Raw genomic sequence first — 19115 nt, 5'->3', positions numbered from 1 at the left:
TAATAAAACCAACTTTAATGATTGATGATTAATCTTGTTCTTGTTTTTTTAAAGCTGCACCCAGAATATCACCAAGAGAAGCACCTGAATCTGTAGAACCATATTGTGCAACAGCTTCTTTTTCCTCTGCAATTTCTAAAGCTTTAATCGATACTGAAATTTTACGTGTTTTTTTATCAAATGCTGTGATGCGAGCATCAACCTTTTGCCCAATTGCGAAACGCTCAGGACGTTGCTCATCACGATCACGCGCAAGATCAGCACGCCGAATGGTTGTCTCAAGGTTGTGGTCAATCAATTTCACACCAATATCATTGTCGTTAACAGCAATCACTTCGCATGTTACAACTGCACCTTTTCGCAATTCGCCAGAAGCAGCTGCTTCTCCAACTTTATCGCTGGAAAGCTGCTTAATTCCAAGAGAAATGCGCTCTTTTTCAATGTCAACATCAAGGACCACAGCTTTAACAATATCGCCTTTATTGTAAGTATCAATAACTTGTTCACCAGGACGGTTCCAATCAAGATCAGACAAATGAACCATACCGTCAACATCGCCTTCAAGCCCAATAAACAGACCAAATTCTGTTTTATTTTTAACCTCTCCTTCAATTTGCGAATTGACAGGAAATTTATTGGCAAAAGCTTCCCATGGATTTTCAAATGTTTGTTTTAAGCCAAGAGAAATACGCCGTTTAGAAGGATCAATCTCAAGAACAACCACTTCTACTTCTTGTGATGTAGACAGAATTTTTCCAGGATGAACATTTTTCTTTGTCCAGCTCATTTCAGAAACATGGATCAGCCCTTCGATTCCTGGTTCAATTTCAACAAAACCACCGTAATCAGTAATGTTGGTAACAGCACCCGTAATTTTTTTACCAATCGGATACCGGACACTGATGCTTTCCCAAGGATCACTTTCAAGCTGTTTCATTCCAAGAGAAATACGGTGCGTATCTTGATTAATGCGAATAATCTGCACTTTAATCGTTTGGCCAATTGTGAGCACTTCAGATGGGTGATTAACACGCCGCCATGCCATATCTGTAACGTGCAAGAGACCATCAATCCCACCAAGATCAACAAAGGCACCATAATCTGTAATATTTTTCACCACACCTTCAACGATTTGATTTTCTTCAAGATTTTGTACGATTTCTGAACGTTGCTCAGCGCGACTTTCTTCTAAAACAGTGCGGCGTGAGACCACAATATTGCCACGACGACGATCCATCTTCAAAATTTCAAAGGACTGTGAATTATGCATGAGGGGTGAAACATCACGAATGGGACGAATATCAACTTGGCTGCGAGGCAAGAAAGCAACGGCACCATCAAGATCAACTGTAAAACCACCTTTTACTTGGCTAAAGATCACTCCATCAACGCGTGCACCAGCATTGAATTTTTCCTCCAAACGGACCCAACTTTCTTCGCGCCGTGCTTTTTCACGCGATAAAACAGCTTCACCCATCGCATTTTCAATGCGTTCAATGTAAACCTCAACTTCATCGCCAACTTGCAAAGAACCATCTTTTGCTTTAGCTCCAAATTCTTTGAGAGGAATACGTCCTTCGACTTTAAGACCAGCATCAATAATGGCCATGTCTTTTTCGATTGCAATAACACGACCTTTAACAACAGATCCTTCATTAAGATCATTAGTTTGAAAAGATTCTGTTAAAAGGGCTTCAAAATCCGCTGTTGTGGGATTGTATTGTGACATAAGAACTCCTAATATATACCTTGTATTATAAGGTATGAGCGCTAGGTTAGTGTTAACATAAGTAACTCCCTAGCCTTTTCCTTGAATAAAGGAAAAAAGTTAGCGCTAGGCTGGAAGTTACCTTAACGAATTTATCCAATTATATGCATTTTTATGATTGGATCAACAAAACTGCATGCAATTTCAAATGTTGCTTCTATACTCAATTCTGACGTATCAAGCAAGTGGGCGTTTTTTGCTGGTTTTAGTGGACTTTGTTTGCGCGTTATATCGCGACTGTCGCGCTGTTCAAGTTGAGCTAGGATTTCATGATAATTTGCTTGAACACCTTTTTTTAAAATCTCTTGGTAGCGGCGTTTGGCGCGTGTTTGAACATTGGCTAGAATATAAAACTTGATATCGGCATCAGGACAAACAATCGTTCCGATATCACGCCCATCAAGCACACAGCCGGGCAAAACTTTAGCAAAGTTGCGTTGTTTTTCGACAAGAATTTTGCGTACAGCAGGGTTAATTGCTATTTTTGAAGCCGCTTCACCAAGTTCATGAGAAGAAAGAAGAGAAGGATTTAAGGTATTACAATCAAGTTCTTTAGCATAAATAATAGCATTTTTTTCATCATTAAGAGCTAAATTTTGTTGTAAAAGCGTATGAGCAACACTACGATAAGTAAGACCAGTATCGAGATGACGAAGGCGATAATGTGCAGCAATTTTGCGTGCTAAGGTTCCTTTGCCTGAGGCAGCAGGTCCATCAATGGCGATAACAAAAGGCTTCAAGCGATTTTTCCCCCAAGTTGTTTTATAAAAGGAATAAATTCTGGAAAGCTCGTAGCGATCATTCGTTTATCATCAATGGTAACAGGTTTTTCTGACACAAGCCCAAAAATGAGAAAACACATAGCAATTCGGTGATCAAGATGTGTGGCAACATACCCACCCCCCAAACCTTTGGCAGAACCTTTTCCATAAACAATAAGAAAATCTTGACCTTCTTCACAGTCTACGCAATTAATTTTTAATCCTTGAGCAACAGCAGACAATCGATCCGATTCTTTTACACGCAATTCTTCAATTCCTAGCATCACTGTTTTGTCTTCTGCAAAGGCTGCTGCTACTGCCAAAGCAGGATATTCATCTATCATCGATGGAGCACGTTCTTTGGGCACCGTAACGCCTCTAAGGACCGATGATTTTATCCGTAGATCAGCAACATCCTCTCCACCTGTTTGACGCCGGTTCAAAAATTCAATTTGAGCACCCATTTCCCACAATGTTTCGATAAGTCCTATTCGAGAGTTATTTATCAAAACATTTTCAATGGTGATATCAGAGTCTTCTATAAGAAGGGCTGCGATAATTGGAAAAGCAGCAGAAGAAGGATCACCCGGAATATGAATCGTTTGTCCAGTAAGATGGGGTTGACCATTAAGATGAATCAAACGCGCACCTTCGTTATCTTTTTCTATTTCAAGTTGCGCACCGAATGCTTTTAACATTTTTTCCGTATGATCTCGTGTCAGAACTGGTTCAATAACAGTTGTAGTGCCGGCGGTATTGAGTCCAGCAAGCAGGATTGCTGATTTAATTTGGGAGGAAGCTATTGGAACACGGTAACGAATCGGATTAGCCATTTTCGGACCATAAAGCGTTAAAGGAAGGTAATCGTCGCGCGTTGCCTCAATTTCAACCCCCATGAGACGCAGTGGATCAAGGATACGTCCCATTGGACGTTTAGAGAGAGAAGCATCACCAATAAAGGTTGTTTTCATATGATACGGACCAACCATTCCCATAACCAAACGAGCACCTGTTCCAGCGTTTCCAAAGTCTAAAGGTTTTTGTGCAGCTAAAAGGCAACCATTCCCTGTTCCTCGTATGATCCAGAAGTCTTCTTTTTTAATAATACAGGCACCCATAGCTTGCATAGCAGCAGCTGTATTGAGTACATCAGCGCTTTCAAGTAATCCATGAATATATGTCTCACCACTTGCTAATCCTCCCAATATAAGAGAGCGATGAGAGATTGATTTATCTCCTGGTATTTGAATTTTTCCAGAGAGACTACTCGATTTATAGGTGGTTATAGGGATTGCTTTTTGCATGGAAATTCTATTTAATTCTATCTAACTTTTATGAAATTGTGCATCCTTTAGCACATGCTTTAAAAGACGTCATGAAAAAATCACTGTGGAACAGTGTATTTATCTTTGACAAAGGTATTATTTTTCGATTAAGCACCATAAAATTTATCTTTTAATGGAATAATAGTTAATCAAAGAGGCACGGTTTATGGCAAAACAAAAACTTGGAACTAAACGTGTTGATCCAGAAACAGGAAAAAAATTTTACGATCTAAATCGCGATCCTATTGTGTCGCCCTATACAGGAATTTCTTATCCGCGTTCTTACTTTGAAGTTGCAGCAGCTGAAGCAAACAATGAGGAAGAAGTTGATACTGAAGAGCTTGATACAGCACTTGAAAAATCTGCTTTTATGCTTCTTGAAGATGATGATGTGGATTCTAAAGATGACGATCTTCCTGATTTAGAAGATAGTGATGTAGATCTTGGTGATGATGATGATACATTTTTGTCTCATGATGGTGACGATGAAGATGATGACGTTACTGATATTCTCGGAGGCGGTGTTTCTAATGATGACGATGCTTAAAAGAAGTAAAAGAGGACATCTTTTTCCATTGAATGTAAATTCTTCTTGATCTTCAATTTTGATCGTTCTAGAAAAGCTGGAATTGTATACTGTCTTTTTGGGACAATTTGTTTTTATAGGGGCTATAGCTCAGCTGGGAGAGCGCTTGCATGGCATGCAAGAGGTCAGCGGTTCGATCCCGCTTAGCTCCACCAAAAAGACCAACTGTTCTATCAAGGGAATCAATTATAATAAAAGATGTGTGCATCAATTTAAAAGGTTTATGTGCTATTTAATTATCATTCCAATAGCGCCTGTTCCTTGCATTTTAATGATATTATAATACATTTTTAATCATTTGTTGGATTATAAAATTTATTGTCGCAACCGTGAAAGTAGATAATTTTTTTATGCTTTGCACAGAAATAGAAAATGAGCTGTTTAACTTACGCCTTGTCTTAAAGGATAAAATTTGAATTTCCTTTACCACAATATTTCCACAAATATCATAATATGTTGGTTACCGGTATCTTTTTAAAAGATATGAAGTACTTAAACAAAGAGTAGAGAATAAAATATTAAAATATACTTTTCAATTATTGCGAAACAGAACTTTTTTCGAGTATTTTTAGCCTGATCAGATGTTCTGCCAATTAAAAATTATCCACCTTGAGTAGCGTATACCTGCTCAATACTAAGGTATATTAACACTTAAATAATATATTGAATCAATTAATTTTTTTCCTTGCACGTCATAAACAAGGTCGAGGTGTAAGAGCAAAGTGGTGCTATCATTATATGTGCTAATTCCCAATGTTACGGATAATTCTTACATTTGAGAATGTATGTTCATAAAAAAACATTTTTAGTCTTTTCTTTCACAGTTTTTATCCACATACCCATTGTGCTTGTTATGTGCAAGCCAATGGTTTTATTGATTCAACCTCAAGAGATCTGAAACGATAAAACCCTACGCCATTCGAGATTCTTACTTTAATATGAATAACGATATATTATCTTTATAAATCAATATGCTTAAACCATTTAAGAAAAAGAATAAAAATGCTTCTCATAAATATTCTCAAATGCAAAAGCTATCACAACATTGGAGACTGACTTGTTACTTCATAGGCGTTACAAATCTTTCTCTGAATATTCCCTACCCTGAATATTCATTGTGTAAAGTTGCATATACCTTATCATCCTATAAACGGGAGTGTTTTTACAATACAATAAGATAACTTCTTTCAATTAAGATGAACTGGATGGACGACTATGTTTTATTTCATACAATACTAAATACACTTAGTTTTTTTGAAGACTGTAGCGCCCTCTTTATACAAAACAACGTTTTTTCGTTTAATACATTTCTCGTTTTTTTATATTGAATATTTTACCCTTTTTATGAGGCCCGAATTGCATTTGTTTTAATTGCTATTTTATACGCTTAACAAAGAAAATATTCATATAATAATCAGCCAGTAATACGCATAATGAAAATAAAAAATGATATTATATTTTAAAATTTTTCTTCAATAATCTCTGGCACTTAGCCCAAAGCGAAATGCCAGCGCTAAATAGAAGATAGTTTCTATTATAAATTTTTTTAACAAAGGAGGTAAAAATGTCGAGAGTATCTTCAAATATATTGTGTATTGCAAAAACTTTCTGTTGCTTGAGTTTATTCTAAAAAATAACAATTTATTTCATTGAACGATCGGAAAACGACACTATTTTATCATATCATGTGGAATTTTGCTTTCGAATAATTTTATCCCATCAATTCCCTGATTGAGATTTTCAAAAATCTTCCCTAATGCCATCCACATCTTTTTAATTGCTGTTCATAGAGCCTCGAGATCCTTGCCATGCGCTGTGCTATCTGTGAAAGCGCAGCACTGACATGCCCACCACTACGTGCATAAGCACCATGCCCCATATGATAATTTAAATAAAGGCTATATGCATCATCAAACCTCACCCCATTGCGTTGAACACTTTGGCTATGATACCAAGCAACAAAATCAGCAGCATCTGCGAAATTCGTACGCCATGCAAAAGACTTTCCTGTAGAGCGAAGATACATTGCCCATGTACTATCAAGCGCTTGAGCATAACCATAAGCTGTCGACCGACGCTTCCATGGGATAAAACCAAGTAGTTTTTTGCGTGGAGGACGTGCATTGTGACGAAAGCTCGATTCCATCTTAATGGTTGCAAGAATAATAGGCATAGGAATTCCATAGCGCATTTCCGCTCTTTGAGACACCTTACCCCAATTGTCAAAAAAACCATTTTTTTGTGCTAAAATAGCACAAGCATTATTTGTGTGGATGGGAGTGGTTGTTGCACATCCCTCTAGCAAAAACACCAGTGCCCCTAAAAACAAAAGGTGTCGCATATTCCTATTCCTCTCGTTTAAGAAATAAAACAAGATAGAGATACTAAAAAATGATTACCAATCAATAAAGAACATGATCTAACTTGTAATATTTAAGAAGCTTGCTTTGCTTTATTCCTCATCAGCAAAACGCAATGTTTGCGACTGAGCCAATGTTGTCATTTTTGTTGGTTCAGAGTAATTTTCTTTTAATTCGACAGTTTCAATGCGATTTGCCCGTTTCATGATTTTGGAGGACGATATCAAAATTCCCTCTATATCTTCACCTGCTTTATGAAAGTGCTTCTGTAGTGCGCGAACACGCGTATCCATTCGTCCAAAATCTTCCATCAATTTTGCTACTTCTGATTGAATTAAATGCGCTTGTTCACGCATCCGCGCATCTTTCATAATGGTTTGTACCACTTGGACAGAGAGCATCAACAAAGATGGTGAAACAATAATCACATGGGCTCTATTGGATTTTTGTACCAATGCCTCAAAGTCCTCATAAATTGTTGCGAAAATCGATTCAGATGGCACAAAAAGGAAAGCAGTATCATGGGTTTCTCCAGGAATCAAATATTTTTGTGCAATATCACGAATATGAACTTCCATATCGGTACGAAATTGGCGTTCTGCCTCTTGACGCTCTTGCGCTGATTCTGCCTTACGCATAGCATTCCAAGCTTCCAGAGGAAATTTAGCATCAACAACAAGAGAAGGAGCTTTATTGGGCATATGAATGAGACAATCTGGGCGCTTTCCATTAGAAAGAACAGCCTGAAATGCATAGGCATTTGTTGGTAAGGCATCGGCAATAATTGCTTCCATCCGCCCTTGACCGAAAGTACCACGCGTCTGCTTATTGCTTAAAATGGACTGCAACTGAACAACTTGTCCCGTAAGCGATTGAATATTATTTTGTGCTGCATCAATCACTGCTAAACGCTCTTGCAAACGATTCAAATTTTCATAAGTGGATTTGGTCTGTACCTGAAGTGTTTGGCCTAAGCTTGTTGTCATCCCATTGAGTTGCTCACTGAGTGATTTATTCAATTCAGCCTGCCGTTGACCAAAAATTTCCGCCATCGTTTGCATTCGTCCTTGCATTTCAGCTTGTGTTTTCAGCAAGGTAGCCATCTGCATTTGTGCCTCACGTGCGCGTTCAGCAATTTCATTTTCCAAAAATGCTTTTTTTCGATAAGAATGTATCAACATAAAAAATGCCAAACAGACAAGTATAAATAAAAGCAAAAGCATTAGTTTAGAAAAAAAATCACCAGCAAGTATGGAAAAAAACGAATCAAACATAAATTGTAATATAACGCTCTTATTGTAAAAAAACGCAAGAATCCGTTATTCAATATTGACCAATAACAAACCATTGATTAATCTCTACTTATGCCAATGAGATCTTTAGTTACTTTACCTGATCCGATTTTACGGGAAGTGTCCAAACCTGTTGAGCAGGTCGATTCAGCTCTCCAAAAACTTGCGGATGACATGTTGGAAACCATGTATAATGCTAAAGGCGTTGGTCTTGCTGCTATTCAAATTGGTATACCGCTACGTATGTTGGTTATAGATGTCTCTGGAAATTCTGAAGATGAGCAGAAAAAACCACTTGTTATTATCAACCCTGAAATTTTATGGCTTTCAGATGAGCGTAATATTTACAAAGAAGGTTGTCTTTCTATTCCTGATTATTTTGCAGAGGTTGAACGTCCTAAACGCCTTCGTGTTCGCTATCAGAACCGTGAAAGAAAACAAACAGAAATTGAAGCAGACGATCTCTTAGCAACTTGCTTGCAGCATGAAATTGATCATTTAGATGGGCGCCTTTTTATTGATTACATTTCAAAGATCAAACGCGATATGGTGATACGAAAATTTAAAAAACGCGCAAAAGAAAAAAACATGCAGGAAGCAGTTTTGTAATGGCTTTACGATTAAGTTTTATGGGAACACCAGATTTTTCTGTTCCTATTTTACATGCTTTATTGGATGCAGGTCATGATGTTGTTGCTGTTTATAGTCAACCCCCTCGTCCAGCAGGACGTCGAGGACTTAAATTAATCCCCTCCGCTGTTCACACCGTAGCAAAAGAAAAATCCATTCCTGTCTTCACGCCTCAAACACTCAAAACAATCGAACAACAGGAGCAATTTGCAGCACTTTCTGTTGATGCTGCTATTGTGGTGGCTTATGGACTCCTTTTACCCAAAGCTATTCTCGAAACGCCACGTTTTGGTTGTTTTAATGCCCACGCTTCACTCTTACCACGTTGGCGTGGTGCTGCGCCTATTCAACGAGCAATTATGGCTGGTGATAAAGAAACAGGTATCATGATCATGAAAATGGATGAAGGACTTGATACGGGGCCTATCGCTCTTTCTCGCTCCATCCCCATTACTGATAACACCACCACTGCTGAGCTTTCAAACAGACTTTCACATATTGGCGCAGAACTTATGGTAGAGACTTTATCCACTCTTGAAAAAGGACAACTTAAACTGACCCCACAATCAGAAGAAGGCATCACCTATGCCGCCAAAATTAGAAAAGAAGAGACCCGCATTGATTGGACAAAACCTGCAGAGTTTATTCATAGGCATATTCGCGCGCTCTCTCCCTCTCCTAGTTGCTGGTGCAATATGAATATCGGTGGACGAGAAGAACGTGTAAAAATTCTTGATAGTCGCTTAACAACAGGTCCTTCTCTTGAAATTGGACGGATAGAACCAGATTCTTTGATTATCCATTGTGGGCAAGGACGGATAGAAATAACCTCTCTCCAAAGATCTGGCGGTAAAATTCTTGAGTGCGCAACCTTTTTGCGAGGTGCTCATATTTCTGCTGTTTTTTAAGATGCCACGTTTTAAACTCACTCTTGAATATGATGGTTCAAATTATGCTGGTTGGCAGCGTCAAGCAAAACTTCACACGATACAAGGAGCTCTTGAACAAGCGATTTTTTGCTTTAGTGGACAACAATTGACCATAACAACAGCAGGAAGAACCGATGCGGGCGTACACGCTACCGGACAAGTTGCGCATGTTGATTTTGAAAAAAACTGGCTCTCCCATACTGTGCGTGACGCGCTCAATACTCTTTTACGTAAACAGGGAGAGGCGATTTCAATCTTAAATGTAGAAAATGTCCCTGATGACTTTGATGCACGATTTTCCGCTGTAAAACGCCATTATCTTTTTAAAATACTTAATCGTCGCTCTCCACCAGCTTTAAATGCCAAACGCGTGTGGTGGATACCAAAACCTCTTCATGCTGAAGCCATGCATGAAGCTGCGCAAAAGCTTGTAGGACAACATGATTTTACAACTTTCCGTTCAGCACATTGCCAAGCCAAAAGCCCTATTCGCACCCTTGAACGTCTCGATATTCAAAGAGAAGGTGAAGAAATTTTCCTTTATGCACAAGCTCGTTCTTTTCTTCATCATCAAATCCGTTCATTCGCAGGAAGCCTCATGGAAGTGGGTATTGGACGTTGGACAGCTCAAGATCTCGAAACAGCTCTTCATGCTAAAGATCGTAAACGTTGTGGTGTTGTTGCCCCCCCCTCAGGACTTTATTTAACCAAAGTAGAGTATTAATTATCCTTCAAGAGTGAGTATCTCAAAAGTCGTTAAGGCAGTTTATAAAAAGAACGAATTTCTTCAAAAGCTTCTGCTGCTGTATTAACAAATTTCACAAAATTAATATCAGTAGGAGAAATTGTACCTTGTGCAGACAGATACTCAAAATTGACAGTATTGCTCCAAAATTCTTTGCCAAACAATAAAATTGGTACCTGTTTCATACGCCCCGTCTGTACTAAAGTTAACGTCTCAAACAGTTCATCCAGAGTTCCAAATCCGCCAGGGAAAATGGCTAATGCTTTCGCTCGTACTAAAAAATGCATTTTGCGCATCCCCAAATAATGAAAATTGAAACATAAATGCGGCGACACATACGAATTAGGCTCTTGCTCATGTGGTAAAATAATATTCAAGCCAATCGTTGGGGCACCAACATCACAAGCACCACGATTTCCCGCCTCCATGATTCCTGGTCCGCCCCCCGTAACAACCACAAATTCACGATATTCTGTCGTAGCAGAATAGAGTGAGCACAAACGTGCAAACTCTCTTGCTTCATCGTAATAATGTGACATAGCATGCAAATTTTTCTTTTGTATTTCATTTTTTGCAGCCCATGCTGCTTGCCCAGCTTCAGGAATACGCGCACCACCAAACAAAACAACTGTTGATTGAATATCATATTCTTTAAGGGTTATTTCCGGCTTTAAAAATTCAAGACTAATACGTTGTGAACGCAACTCTGGACGCATCATAAAATCTTGATCGATATAGGCTAAACGATAAGTAGACGAACGCACCTGTGCTGAATTAGAGACTTTATGGATCTGTTGTAGAGCATCCTTCGTATGGAGAAGTGGCGTCCAGTTTTCTTGCTCCCTTTTTCTTTTTTCTTTACAGCTTTTTTTCATGCACCTGTCCTACTTCCTCATCGTTTTATTGACTGAACACATTTCTTCGCGTAGTTCATAGAGAATAAATCTTGAAGCTTTCAACTTGTTTAACGGAACTCTCGTCATGACTCATATCACACAACTTGAAATTATTATCGAACAAGCTTTTGACGATCGCGATTCTATCGATACTACCACAAAAGGCGAAATACGTGAGAGTGTTGAACATGCATTGAACCTTCTTGATAAAGGTGAAATCCGTGTTGCAGAACGACAAAAAAATGGACAATGGCATGTTCATCAATGGTTGAAAAAAGCGGTTTTACTCTCTTTTCGGCTTAATCCTATGCAAATTATTACTGGTGGAATCAATGGGACACATTGGTGGGATAAAGTTCCTTCAAAATTCTCTGGTTGGCAAGAGGCAGATTTTAAAAGTGCTGATTTCCGTTCCGTTCCTGGAGCCATTGTACGTCATTCTGCTTACATTGCACCCAATGTTATATTGATGCCATCCTTTGTCAATCTTGGTGCTTTTATCGATGAGGGCACAATGGTTGATACATGGACCACCGTTGGTTCTTGTGCACAAATTGGTAAACATGTCCATCTTTCTGGCGGTGTTGGTATTGGAGGTGTTTTAGAACCACTGCAAGCAAATCCAACAATCATTGAAGATCATTGCTTTATCGGTGCTCGCTCTGAAATTGTTGAAGGCTGTATTATCCGTGAAGGTGCTGTTTTGGGAATGGGAGTCTTTATTGGAAAATCTACAAAGATTATTGATCGTACAACAGGTGAAATTTTTATTGGTGAAGTACCAGCCTATTCAGTGGTTGTACCAGGTTCTCTCCCTGGAAAACCTTTACCAAATGGTGAAGCAGGCCCAAACCTTTATTGTGCTGTTATTGTAAAACGCGTTGATCAAAAAACACGAGAAAAAACATCCATTAATGATCTTTTACGTTCTTAGACACAAGATTAATTCATAATAATATTTCATCGTTTTTTAACTTGAATAATAACCTCGAATACAAGGATTCTCTCATTTCAAATCCTTTCATAGTGAATCAATCACTATCATTTCCTTGCACGTTACAAACGCAGTTGGTGTGTGGGTAAGAAACACTTCAAGAAAAGAGTGAAATACCTTTAATGAATTCTCTCAAGTGATAAGGACTGTCATAATATTTTGAGCTGAAAAAGAGTATGATGGGTGCGCTTTGCACCTTTCTGACGCGTAAAAGCGGTAATGCCAAATGGATTTTATATCATTCACAGTGTATTTTACATTATATTTTGTTACATCCCCCGTTGTGAAATGGAGTTTGATGTATTGAGAAATGTTTCTTTGAAACAAGTGCACAAATATGCAACATAAATGTATTTTGTTTAAAGCATTCTGTTTTACGTGAGCAACATGACACAATGAAAAACACTATATCCAAAAGTGTGAATATTGCGCAATTTCCATTAAAAAGCACTCTTGAACAACGGAACCAACCGACAAAAGCAAAACACAATTAATGAAGGAAAATACTCCTTTTTTCATTATTTGTTCATTTTGAGCGCTTGAATAAATGCCGATTGTGGAATTTCTACTTTTCCAAATTGGCGCATCCGCTTTTTGCCTTCTTTTTGCTTTTCCAAAAGTTTGCGCTTACGCGTAACATCACCCCCGTAACATTTCGCTGTTACATCTTTACGCAAAGCACGAATCGTTTCGCGCGCTATAACTTTACCACCAATAGCCGCTTGAACTGGAATCTGAAACATATGCTGAGGAATAAGATCTTTCAGTTTTTCACACATTGAACGCCCGCGCTTTTCTGCAATCGTGCGGTGAACAAGCATCGATAATGCATCAATAGGCTCTCCATTCACCAAAATAGACATTTTAACTAAATCACCTTCTGCATAATCTGTCATTTGATAATCAAAAGAAGCATAACCCTTTGAAATCGATTTTAGCCGATCATAAAAATCAAAAACAACTTCATTCAGTGGTAAATCATACGTTACCATAGCACGGGTTCCAACATAGGACAAACCAACCTGTACCCCACGCCGCTCTTGGCATAGCTCTAAAATTGACCCAAGATAATTATCAGGAGTCATGATTGTCGCTCGAATCCATGGTTCTTCTATGGAAGAAATTTTAACCACATCAGGCATATCCGCTGGATTGTGCAACTCTTTAACAGAACCATCATTCATATTCATGCGATAAACAACTGAAGGTGCTGTCGCAATTAAATCCAAATTAAACTCACGCTCTAATCGCTCTTGAATAATTTCAAGATGCAGAAGTCCCAAAAAACCACAGCGAAAACCAAACCCCAAAGCCGCAGACGTTTCCATTTCAAAAGAAAAACTCGCATCATTTAAGCGTAATTTGCCCATGGCTGCACGCAAATCATCAAAATCAGCAGCATCAATTGGAAAAAGTCCACAAAAGACAACCGGTTGCGCCGGCTTAAAACCAGGCAAAGCATTTTCACAAGGACGACGCTCTTCAGTAATCGTATCCCCAACCCGTGTATCTGCTACCTCTTTGATAGAAGCAGTGATAAAACCAATCTCGCCTGGTCCTAATTCATCAACCTGTACCATTTTAGGTGTAAAAACCCCAACGCGCTCAACTGGATATTTTGCACCTGTACCCATCATACGAATGGTTTGGCCTTTTTTTAAAATACCATCTATCACCCGTACCAAAACAATGACACCAAGATATGCGTCATACCAGCTATCAACCAACATTGCTTTCAAGGGATTTGCAACATCGCCTGTATGTGGAGGTGGTAATTGTGCAACAATTGCCTCCAGAACATCAGGAACACCCAAACCTGTTTTTGCTGATATTTCTACTGCTTGAGATGTATCAATGCCTATCACATCTTCAATTTGTTCTTTAACTCGCTCAGGTTCTGCTGCTGGAAGATCAACTTTATTGAGAACAACAACCAACTCATGGGAATTATCAATGGCTTGATAAACATTTGCTAACGTCTGCGCCTCTACGCCTTGGCTTGCATCCACCACCAACAGAGAACCTTCACAAGCTGCCAGTGAACGCGAAACCTCATAAGCAAAATCCACATGACCTGGTGTATCCATAAGATTTAAAATATAGGTTTCACCATTCTTTGCCTTATAGTGTAAACGTACCGTCTGTGCTTTAATAGTAATTCCACGTTCACGCTCAATATCCATGGAATCGAGTACTTGTTCTTTCATCTCACGTGTATCAAGCCCACCTGTTATTTGAATCAAACGATCAGCTAAAGTGGATTTGCCGTGATCAATATGCGCCACGATGGAAAAATTACGAATATAATTACGATCTATTGTCATATAAGGCGATTTAGCAAAGAATAATACAAAACGCAAAGACCAATTATGCTCCGGCTTCTATCAAAAGAATATAAACCTAAAAAGCTTCTCAAAACACAACTTTTTATAGCCTAAAAAATGAGGCTTTATTTGCTAAATTAAATCCAAGGCTGCTAAAATGATCTTTTCGCATCTTATTTGATAACTCATATGCTGTAGTAAGCTAGCACCATCACACACTTTGCCAATCTCCAATATTGCGACGATCCTTTACACTTGAAAAAGTTTATAAGAGATATGCCTTTCTTGTACAGTCTTTACCCACATGCCCCCACCCACTTGTGATGTGTAAGAAAGTGATTTGGATTGATTTAACATGAAAATGATTTGACGTGAGAAAATTTTACGGTATTCAGGGTTCTAATTCAATGTGAATAATGCTTATAATTATAAATCAATGTATTATCATATTTATATGATATGCGTGTATATCACTTAGACTTGCAATAAAATTCGCAAGAAATGCTTTTTTATTTGTACGCAATAATCTGCTTTTTTAGTAATCTTATATAAAATAATATGAATATCGAGGGAGTTTTTTCTCAATTTTTAAAACTTTAGAAATATGCTCTATTGAGTGATGTTTTATATACTTTTTATACAACTCCTTCCTTCCTCCATTAAATATAAAACACACCAATCCTCTTCGATTCATTGGATAACGCATTGATTTATAATGATCGTTTATTATTTTGCAATTTAAATGAAAACTCTGAATATCGCGAGCCTCTCTCATTTTAAATCTTCTCATAGTGAATCAATCAATTTTTTTGCCTCTCCATTATAAAACAGGGCTAGTGTATGGATAAGAACGTTTAAGAAAAGAGTAAAAATGCCTCTCTCTTTTAAATGCCAAAGGCTATCGTAATATTGAGAACAGATAAAGAAAATGCTCGTGCCTTTTATTTTAAGTAAAATGATGATGCTCTGTGGTTTTTCTATACTTCATGCAAACCGTCAATGAATATGATGTATATTGAGAAAATTATCTTTTAAAAAACGCTTTAATGTACAACGTTATGGGGATACTTTGGGCGTTCTATTTTGCGTATGAAGCGTAACTCTATTAAAGGACAAAAGAAATAACGTGCGACAGTGCGTAATTTTCATTATTCAAAAAATTACCGTAGATGTTTTTGAAAGTTGTAAAGCCGAATTTAAAAATGATCGTAAAGATGGGCGTTAATTTTTACCTTTATATCACCTCATGCTTTGGCTCAATGAAGGTTGTCTGCCCGTTTTAGAAACTAGGCAAAAAGATAGAAGCATACTATTTCTCCAATTTGGCATGCAAAAGCTGGAATAACTTATAGAACTTCTTAATCATCTTAATATTAAAAAAGCTTCAAAAATGAAAACTCTATAAGCAAAAAGCTCATGCAATAAAATCATAATAAAAAAATGTATAGCTAATCAATTTTTTTAATTGCTTTATTTTTTTTACGCCATTGTGAAGGTTGTAATTCAGCCACAATTATCCCAATCAGAATAAGCAAACCGCCCAATAAAGCTAAGGGAGATAAATGTTCGCCAGCCAAACGCCCAACAATACCAGCCCATACCGGTTCACCTGCGTAAATGAGTGTCGCACGCGTAGGGGAAATAGACTTTTGTGCCCAATTCATAGCTAATTGAATGATGGCACTCATTAATGCCAATCCTATACCAATATTAAACCACACCCACGAAAATTCAGGGATGCTTTCACCCATCAACGGCATACAAGCAAATGAAAAAAAACCACTAAAAAATAACTGAATAATGGTTACACGCCGACTATCAACCTTGTTCGCAAAAATTCCGATGAGTATGACTTCTCCAGCAATCGCTAAAGCGCCTAACAAAGTTAAAATTTCGCCTTTTGAAAAATCAAAATTTCCCGGCTTTTGTCCTGAAATCAATACAAGCCCAATAAAAGCGAAAATAATACCAATCCAACAAGCTAAACGGGGAGGTTTTTTAAAAACAATCCATTGCAAGATTGGAACCATCGGTACATAAAGCGCTGTGATAAAAGCTGACTGACTACTAATAATTGTTTGAAGTCCAGCTGCTTGAAAAGCATAACCAAAAAACATGGCTAAACCTATTGCCATCCCAGCGAAAACTTCATAAACAGTTATCCCTTTTATAGAGCGCCAAAAAATTACCCCACATATAAGAGATGCAACAATAAAACGAAATCCAACAAAAAACAGAGGACCACTATAGCGTACCGCAATGTGAATGACTAAAAATGTAATGCCCCACAATATTGTCGCAGTAAATATTGCCAATTCTGGCTTACTTAATAAAGGATATTTAAACTGTTTTAGATTCACCATGAAAAACTTTCTCTTCCAATTTTCCCCACAATTTATGAAACAATAAGCGTTCCAACTCCCTGTTCGGTAAACAGCTCTAGTAAAACAGAATGAGGAGTTTTACCATTTAAAATGACAACACCTTCCACGCCATTTTGAAGGGCTTTTATACAAGTCTCTACTTTTGGAATCATGCCTCCTGAAATTGTCCCATTTTTAATAAATTTCTCAGCTTCAGCAACTGTCAATTCTTTTAAAAGTTTACCCTGTTTATCCAAAACACCAGGAACATCAGTGAGAAATAAAAGGCGTTTAGCCTCTAATGCACCAGCAATAGCTCCAGCAAAAATATCAGCATTGATATTATAAGTTTTACCATCGCGTCCTGGAGCTACAGGAGCAAGAACTGGTATCATTTCAGAAGATGCTAAAAGATCTAGCAATGTGCGGTCAACTTCAACAGGCTCACCAACAAACCCCAAATCTAAAACACGTTCAATATGCGAATCAGGATCAATGACAGTTTTATAAGCCTTTTCGGCAAAAACCATATTGCCATCCTTGCCGCATAATCCTATTGCCCATTCACCCTCAGCATTGATGAGAGCAACAATTTCTTTATTTATGGAACCCGCTAAAACCATTTCAACCACTTCAACGATCCGCTCATCGGTTACCCGTAGTCCGTTTTCAAATCGTGATTCAATCCCCATTTTCATTAAAATTTCAGCAATTTGAGGACCACCACCATGAACAACAACAGGATTAATCCCTGATTGCTTTAATAGAGCAATATCACGCGCAAATGCTCGCCCCAAAGCAGGATCACCCATAGCATGGCCGCCATATTTTACCACGACCGTTTCATTTTCATATTTTTGCATATAAGGTAAAGCAGACGATAAAAATGCTGCTTGTTTTTCCAAAACATCTACATCACCGTTTTTAGCATCATCCATCAATAGAGCCTCCTCATCACTTTTTACCATCTCTTAATGAAATTTAGGAAAAGTGAAAACAATAAAACCAAACTTTACTCTATCCACCCCCTCCCCTGAAAACCGTCAATTTTCCTCTAAATTACGAAAAAGGAATAGCAAAATGAAATACAAAAAACTTCCTTTAAAAATTGACAGCGAAAAATTAAACAAAATAGACGTAAAAAAATGTCATTATTTTATGATCTTATATATAAAATTGAAAAGCAAAATTTTGAAGCTAAGCCGTACATTCAACTCATTAGTTTATCCCTACGGATACTTAACAATGAATGGGAATATATACAACCATTGATTTTATAAGATAAAAATAAAGTTTCTTATAATAATAAAATTAACATATTCCCAAGATTAAGAAATCACTCAACCGCTTTATAGCTTATCTCAATAAACTATAACTTTGGTTTTAAAAATTTGACTTTTTCTCAATCATAAAACATGAGGAAATGTCAACTGAACGCTCCTTATGGAGAATCATAATAAGTTGATTTATAATAATAATTTATCTTTTTATATCGTAAAATCGAAAAAAGGCTTTGCAACATTATCCATATATTGTGATAGCTCTTCAAAAGCATCTTCGTAAAAGCATTTAATTGTTTAGATTACTCTCTTCGTAAGATTTGATAAAATTTCTCATTTTCATGATCTGTCATTAAGTTTTTCTTTTTGCATAGCAATACATGCTTGAATTATTCAATGTTTTTTAGAATTGTTAATTCTTTTAATGTATTATTTTAATTATGTTATTTTATGAAAAAAGATTCATTTCGTATACTTCTCTTTCCATATCACTAACAATTTCAATAATATGTCGTGCTGTTTTCTAAGCATATTGTGCTATTTTTTTATTGTATTTGTTTTTTCTTTTTAAAGGTAACTTCCTCTATCTTCCCACCAACTTTTTATTATGCCAATAAATTCAATTAAGTGAATTCCATCGAATCTGCTTCCCCACAAGAGAGATACATCGAATACCTCAAAAAGTGTTTTGTTATGTCTTCTTTAGCATTCAACACACATTATCTCATTCCACAATTTCTTTGGAACAAAATAAACTTGATTATAGTGTTTTTATTATCTGGAAGAACTATTTATGACATCAGAAATACAAAACTAAATCCGCATCTAAAAAGACATGATTACTGCTAAAAGCTAAGATGAA

General features: G+C 37.3%; 14 protein-coding genes and 1 tRNA gene. 6 read left to right on the top strand and 9 right to left on the bottom strand.

The features are described 5' to 3' along the window. Positions 1-28: 28 nt before the first annotated feature. From rpsA to aroA, 3 genes are all read right to left on the bottom strand, one after another. Positions 29-1729 (bottom strand): 30S ribosomal protein S1, encoded by a 1701-nt coding sequence (gene rpsA / locus ACFIMG_RS07965; RefSeq protein WP_026500132.1) that lies wholly within the window; start codon positions 1727-1729, stop codon positions 29-31. 131 nt (positions 1730-1860) lie between these two features. Then, entirely contained in the window at positions 1861-2508 is a 648-nt protein-coding gene (gene cmk / locus ACFIMG_RS07960) for a (d)CMP kinase (protein ID WP_375678820.1), read from the bottom strand. After that, the gene (aroA, locus tag ACFIMG_RS07955; RefSeq protein WP_375678821.1) at positions 2505-3833 is read right to left on the bottom strand and encodes a 3-phosphoshikimate 1-carboxyvinyltransferase; all 1329 of its coding nucleotides are present in this window, start codon (positions 3831-3833) and stop codon (positions 2505-2507) included. The genes cmk and aroA overlap by 4 nt, the downstream gene beginning before the upstream one ends. 187 nt (positions 3834-4020) lie before the next feature. Between aroA and ACFIMG_RS07950 the strand changes: the two genes are divergently transcribed. Both ACFIMG_RS07950 and ACFIMG_RS07945 read left to right on the top strand, forming a co-directional pair. Next, a complete protein-coding gene (locus ACFIMG_RS07950) occupies positions 4021-4401 on the top strand; it encodes a TIGR02300 family protein (protein ID WP_375678822.1) in 381 nt (126 codons plus the stop codon). 118 nt (positions 4402-4519) lie between these two features. Then, a tRNA-Ala gene (locus ACFIMG_RS07945) sits at positions 4520-4595 on the top strand. A gap of 1598 nt (positions 4596-6193) precedes the next feature. Here the strand turns inward: ACFIMG_RS07945 and ACFIMG_RS07940 are convergent. Both ACFIMG_RS07940 and ACFIMG_RS07935 read right to left on the bottom strand, forming a co-directional pair. After that, positions 6194-6781: a hypothetical protein gene (locus tag ACFIMG_RS07940; protein WP_375678823.1), complete on the bottom strand. Its 588-nt coding sequence runs from the start codon at positions 6779-6781 to the stop codon at positions 6194-6196. A gap of 111 nt (positions 6782-6892) precedes the next feature. Further along, positions 6893-8074, bottom strand: a complete 1182-nt coding sequence (locus tag ACFIMG_RS07935; RefSeq protein WP_375678824.1) for a DNA recombination protein RmuC — start codon at positions 8072-8074, stop codon at positions 6893-6895. A gap of 90 nt (positions 8075-8164) precedes the next feature. Between ACFIMG_RS07935 and def the strand changes: the two genes are divergently transcribed. The 3 genes from def to truA are packed head-to-tail and all read left to right on the top strand — an operon-like array spanning position 8165 to position 10375. Beyond that, positions 8165-8701: a peptide deformylase gene (gene def / locus ACFIMG_RS07930; protein WP_375628478.1), complete on the top strand. Its 537-nt coding sequence runs from the start codon at positions 8165-8167 to the stop codon at positions 8699-8701. Beyond that, on the top strand, positions 8701-9630 hold the full coding sequence (fmt, locus tag ACFIMG_RS07925) for a methionyl-tRNA formyltransferase (RefSeq protein WP_375620855.1): 930 nt from the start codon (positions 8701-8703) through the stop codon (positions 9628-9630). The genes def and fmt overlap by 1 nt, the downstream gene beginning before the upstream one ends. A 1-nt stretch (position 9631) precedes the next feature. Continuing rightward, positions 9632-10375 (top strand): tRNA pseudouridine(38-40) synthase TruA, encoded by a 744-nt coding sequence (truA, locus tag ACFIMG_RS07920; RefSeq protein WP_375678825.1) that lies wholly within the window; start codon positions 9632-9634, stop codon positions 10373-10375. A 32-nt stretch (positions 10376-10407) separates the two neighbouring features. Here truA and ACFIMG_RS07915 read toward each other — a convergent pair whose 3' ends face one another. After that, a complete protein-coding gene (locus ACFIMG_RS07915) occupies positions 10408-11271 on the bottom strand; it encodes an LOG family protein (protein ID WP_375678826.1) in 864 nt (287 codons plus the stop codon). Between the two features lie 106 nt (positions 11272-11377). On the opposite strand from ACFIMG_RS07915, the gene dapD reads away from it, so the two are divergent. Further along, positions 11378-12226 (top strand): 2,3,4,5-tetrahydropyridine-2,6-dicarboxylate N-succinyltransferase, encoded by an 849-nt coding sequence (gene dapD, locus ACFIMG_RS07910; RefSeq protein ID WP_375611393.1) that lies wholly within the window; start codon positions 11378-11380, stop codon positions 12224-12226. Positions 12227-12804: 578 nt separating this feature from the next. Here dapD and lepA read toward each other — a convergent pair. The 3 genes from lepA to argB form a co-directional block, all read right to left on the bottom strand. Next, entirely contained in the window at positions 12805-14610 is a 1806-nt protein-coding gene (lepA, locus tag ACFIMG_RS07905; protein ID WP_375611467.1) for a translation elongation factor 4, read from the bottom strand. Between the two features lie 1448 nt (positions 14611-16058). Next, positions 16059-16973 (bottom strand): DMT family transporter, encoded by a 915-nt coding sequence (locus ACFIMG_RS07900; RefSeq protein ID WP_375617501.1) that lies wholly within the window; start codon positions 16971-16973, stop codon positions 16059-16061. A 32-nt stretch (positions 16974-17005) separates the two neighbouring features. Continuing rightward, positions 17006-17911, bottom strand: coding sequence for an acetylglutamate kinase (gene argB, locus ACFIMG_RS07895; RefSeq protein ID WP_375612884.1), 906 nt, complete (start codon positions 17909-17911; stop codon positions 17006-17008). Positions 17912-19115: the final 1204 nt, after the last annotated feature.

Source organism: Bartonella sp. AP11XZML, from assembly GCF_042196445.1.
GTDB lineage: Bacteria > Pseudomonadota > Alphaproteobacteria > Rhizobiales > Rhizobiaceae > Bartonella.
Note: the sequence above shows the minus strand (reverse complement) of the source record. Positions and strands in the feature narration are given on the sequence as shown.

What these genes read in the sequence shown, in the direction of transcription:
- dapD (WP_375611393.1), top strand. Translation starts at nt 11,378, where the DNA reads ATGACTCATATCACACAACTTGAAATTATTATCGAACAAGCTTTTGAC.
- fmt (WP_375620855.1), top strand. Translation starts at nt 8,701, where the DNA reads ATGGCTTTACGATTAAGTTTTATGGGAACACCAGATTTTTCTGTTCCT.
- aroA (WP_375678821.1), bottom strand. Translation starts at nt 3,833, where the DNA reads ATGCAAAAAGCAATCCCTATAACCACCTATAAATCGAGTAGTCTCTCT.
- truA (WP_375678825.1), top strand. Translation starts at nt 9,632, where the DNA reads ATGCCACGTTTTAAACTCACTCTTGAATATGATGGTTCAAATTATGCT.
- ACFIMG_RS07950 (WP_375678822.1), top strand. Translation starts at nt 4,021, where the DNA reads ATGGCAAAACAAAAACTTGGAACTAAACGTGTTGATCCAGAAACAGGA.
- ACFIMG_RS07915 (WP_375678826.1), bottom strand. Translation starts at nt 11,271, where the DNA reads ATGAAAAAAAGCTGTAAAGAAAAAAGAAAAAGGGAGCAAGAAAACTGG.
- rpsA (WP_026500132.1), bottom strand. Translation starts at nt 1,729, where the DNA reads ATGTCACAATACAATCCCACAACAGCGGATTTTGAAGCCCTTTTAACA.
- ACFIMG_RS07935 (WP_375678824.1), bottom strand. Translation starts at nt 8,074, where the DNA reads ATGTTTGATTCGTTTTTTTCCATACTTGCTGGTGATTTTTTTTCTAAA.
- argB (WP_375612884.1), bottom strand. Translation starts at nt 17,911, where the DNA reads ATGGATGATGCTAAAAACGGTGATGTAGATGTTTTGGAAAAACAAGCA.
- ACFIMG_RS07940 (WP_375678823.1), bottom strand. Translation starts at nt 6,781, where the DNA reads ATGCGACACCTTTTGTTTTTAGGGGCACTGGTGTTTTTGCTAGAGGGA.
- ACFIMG_RS07900 (WP_375617501.1), bottom strand. Translation starts at nt 16,973, where the DNA reads ATGGTGAATCTAAAACAGTTTAAATATCCTTTATTAAGTAAGCCAGAA.
- lepA (WP_375611467.1), bottom strand. Translation starts at nt 14,610, where the DNA reads ATGACAATAGATCGTAATTATATTCGTAATTTTTCCATCGTGGCGCAT.
- def (WP_375628478.1), top strand. Translation starts at nt 8,165, where the DNA reads ATGCCAATGAGATCTTTAGTTACTTTACCTGATCCGATTTTACGGGAA.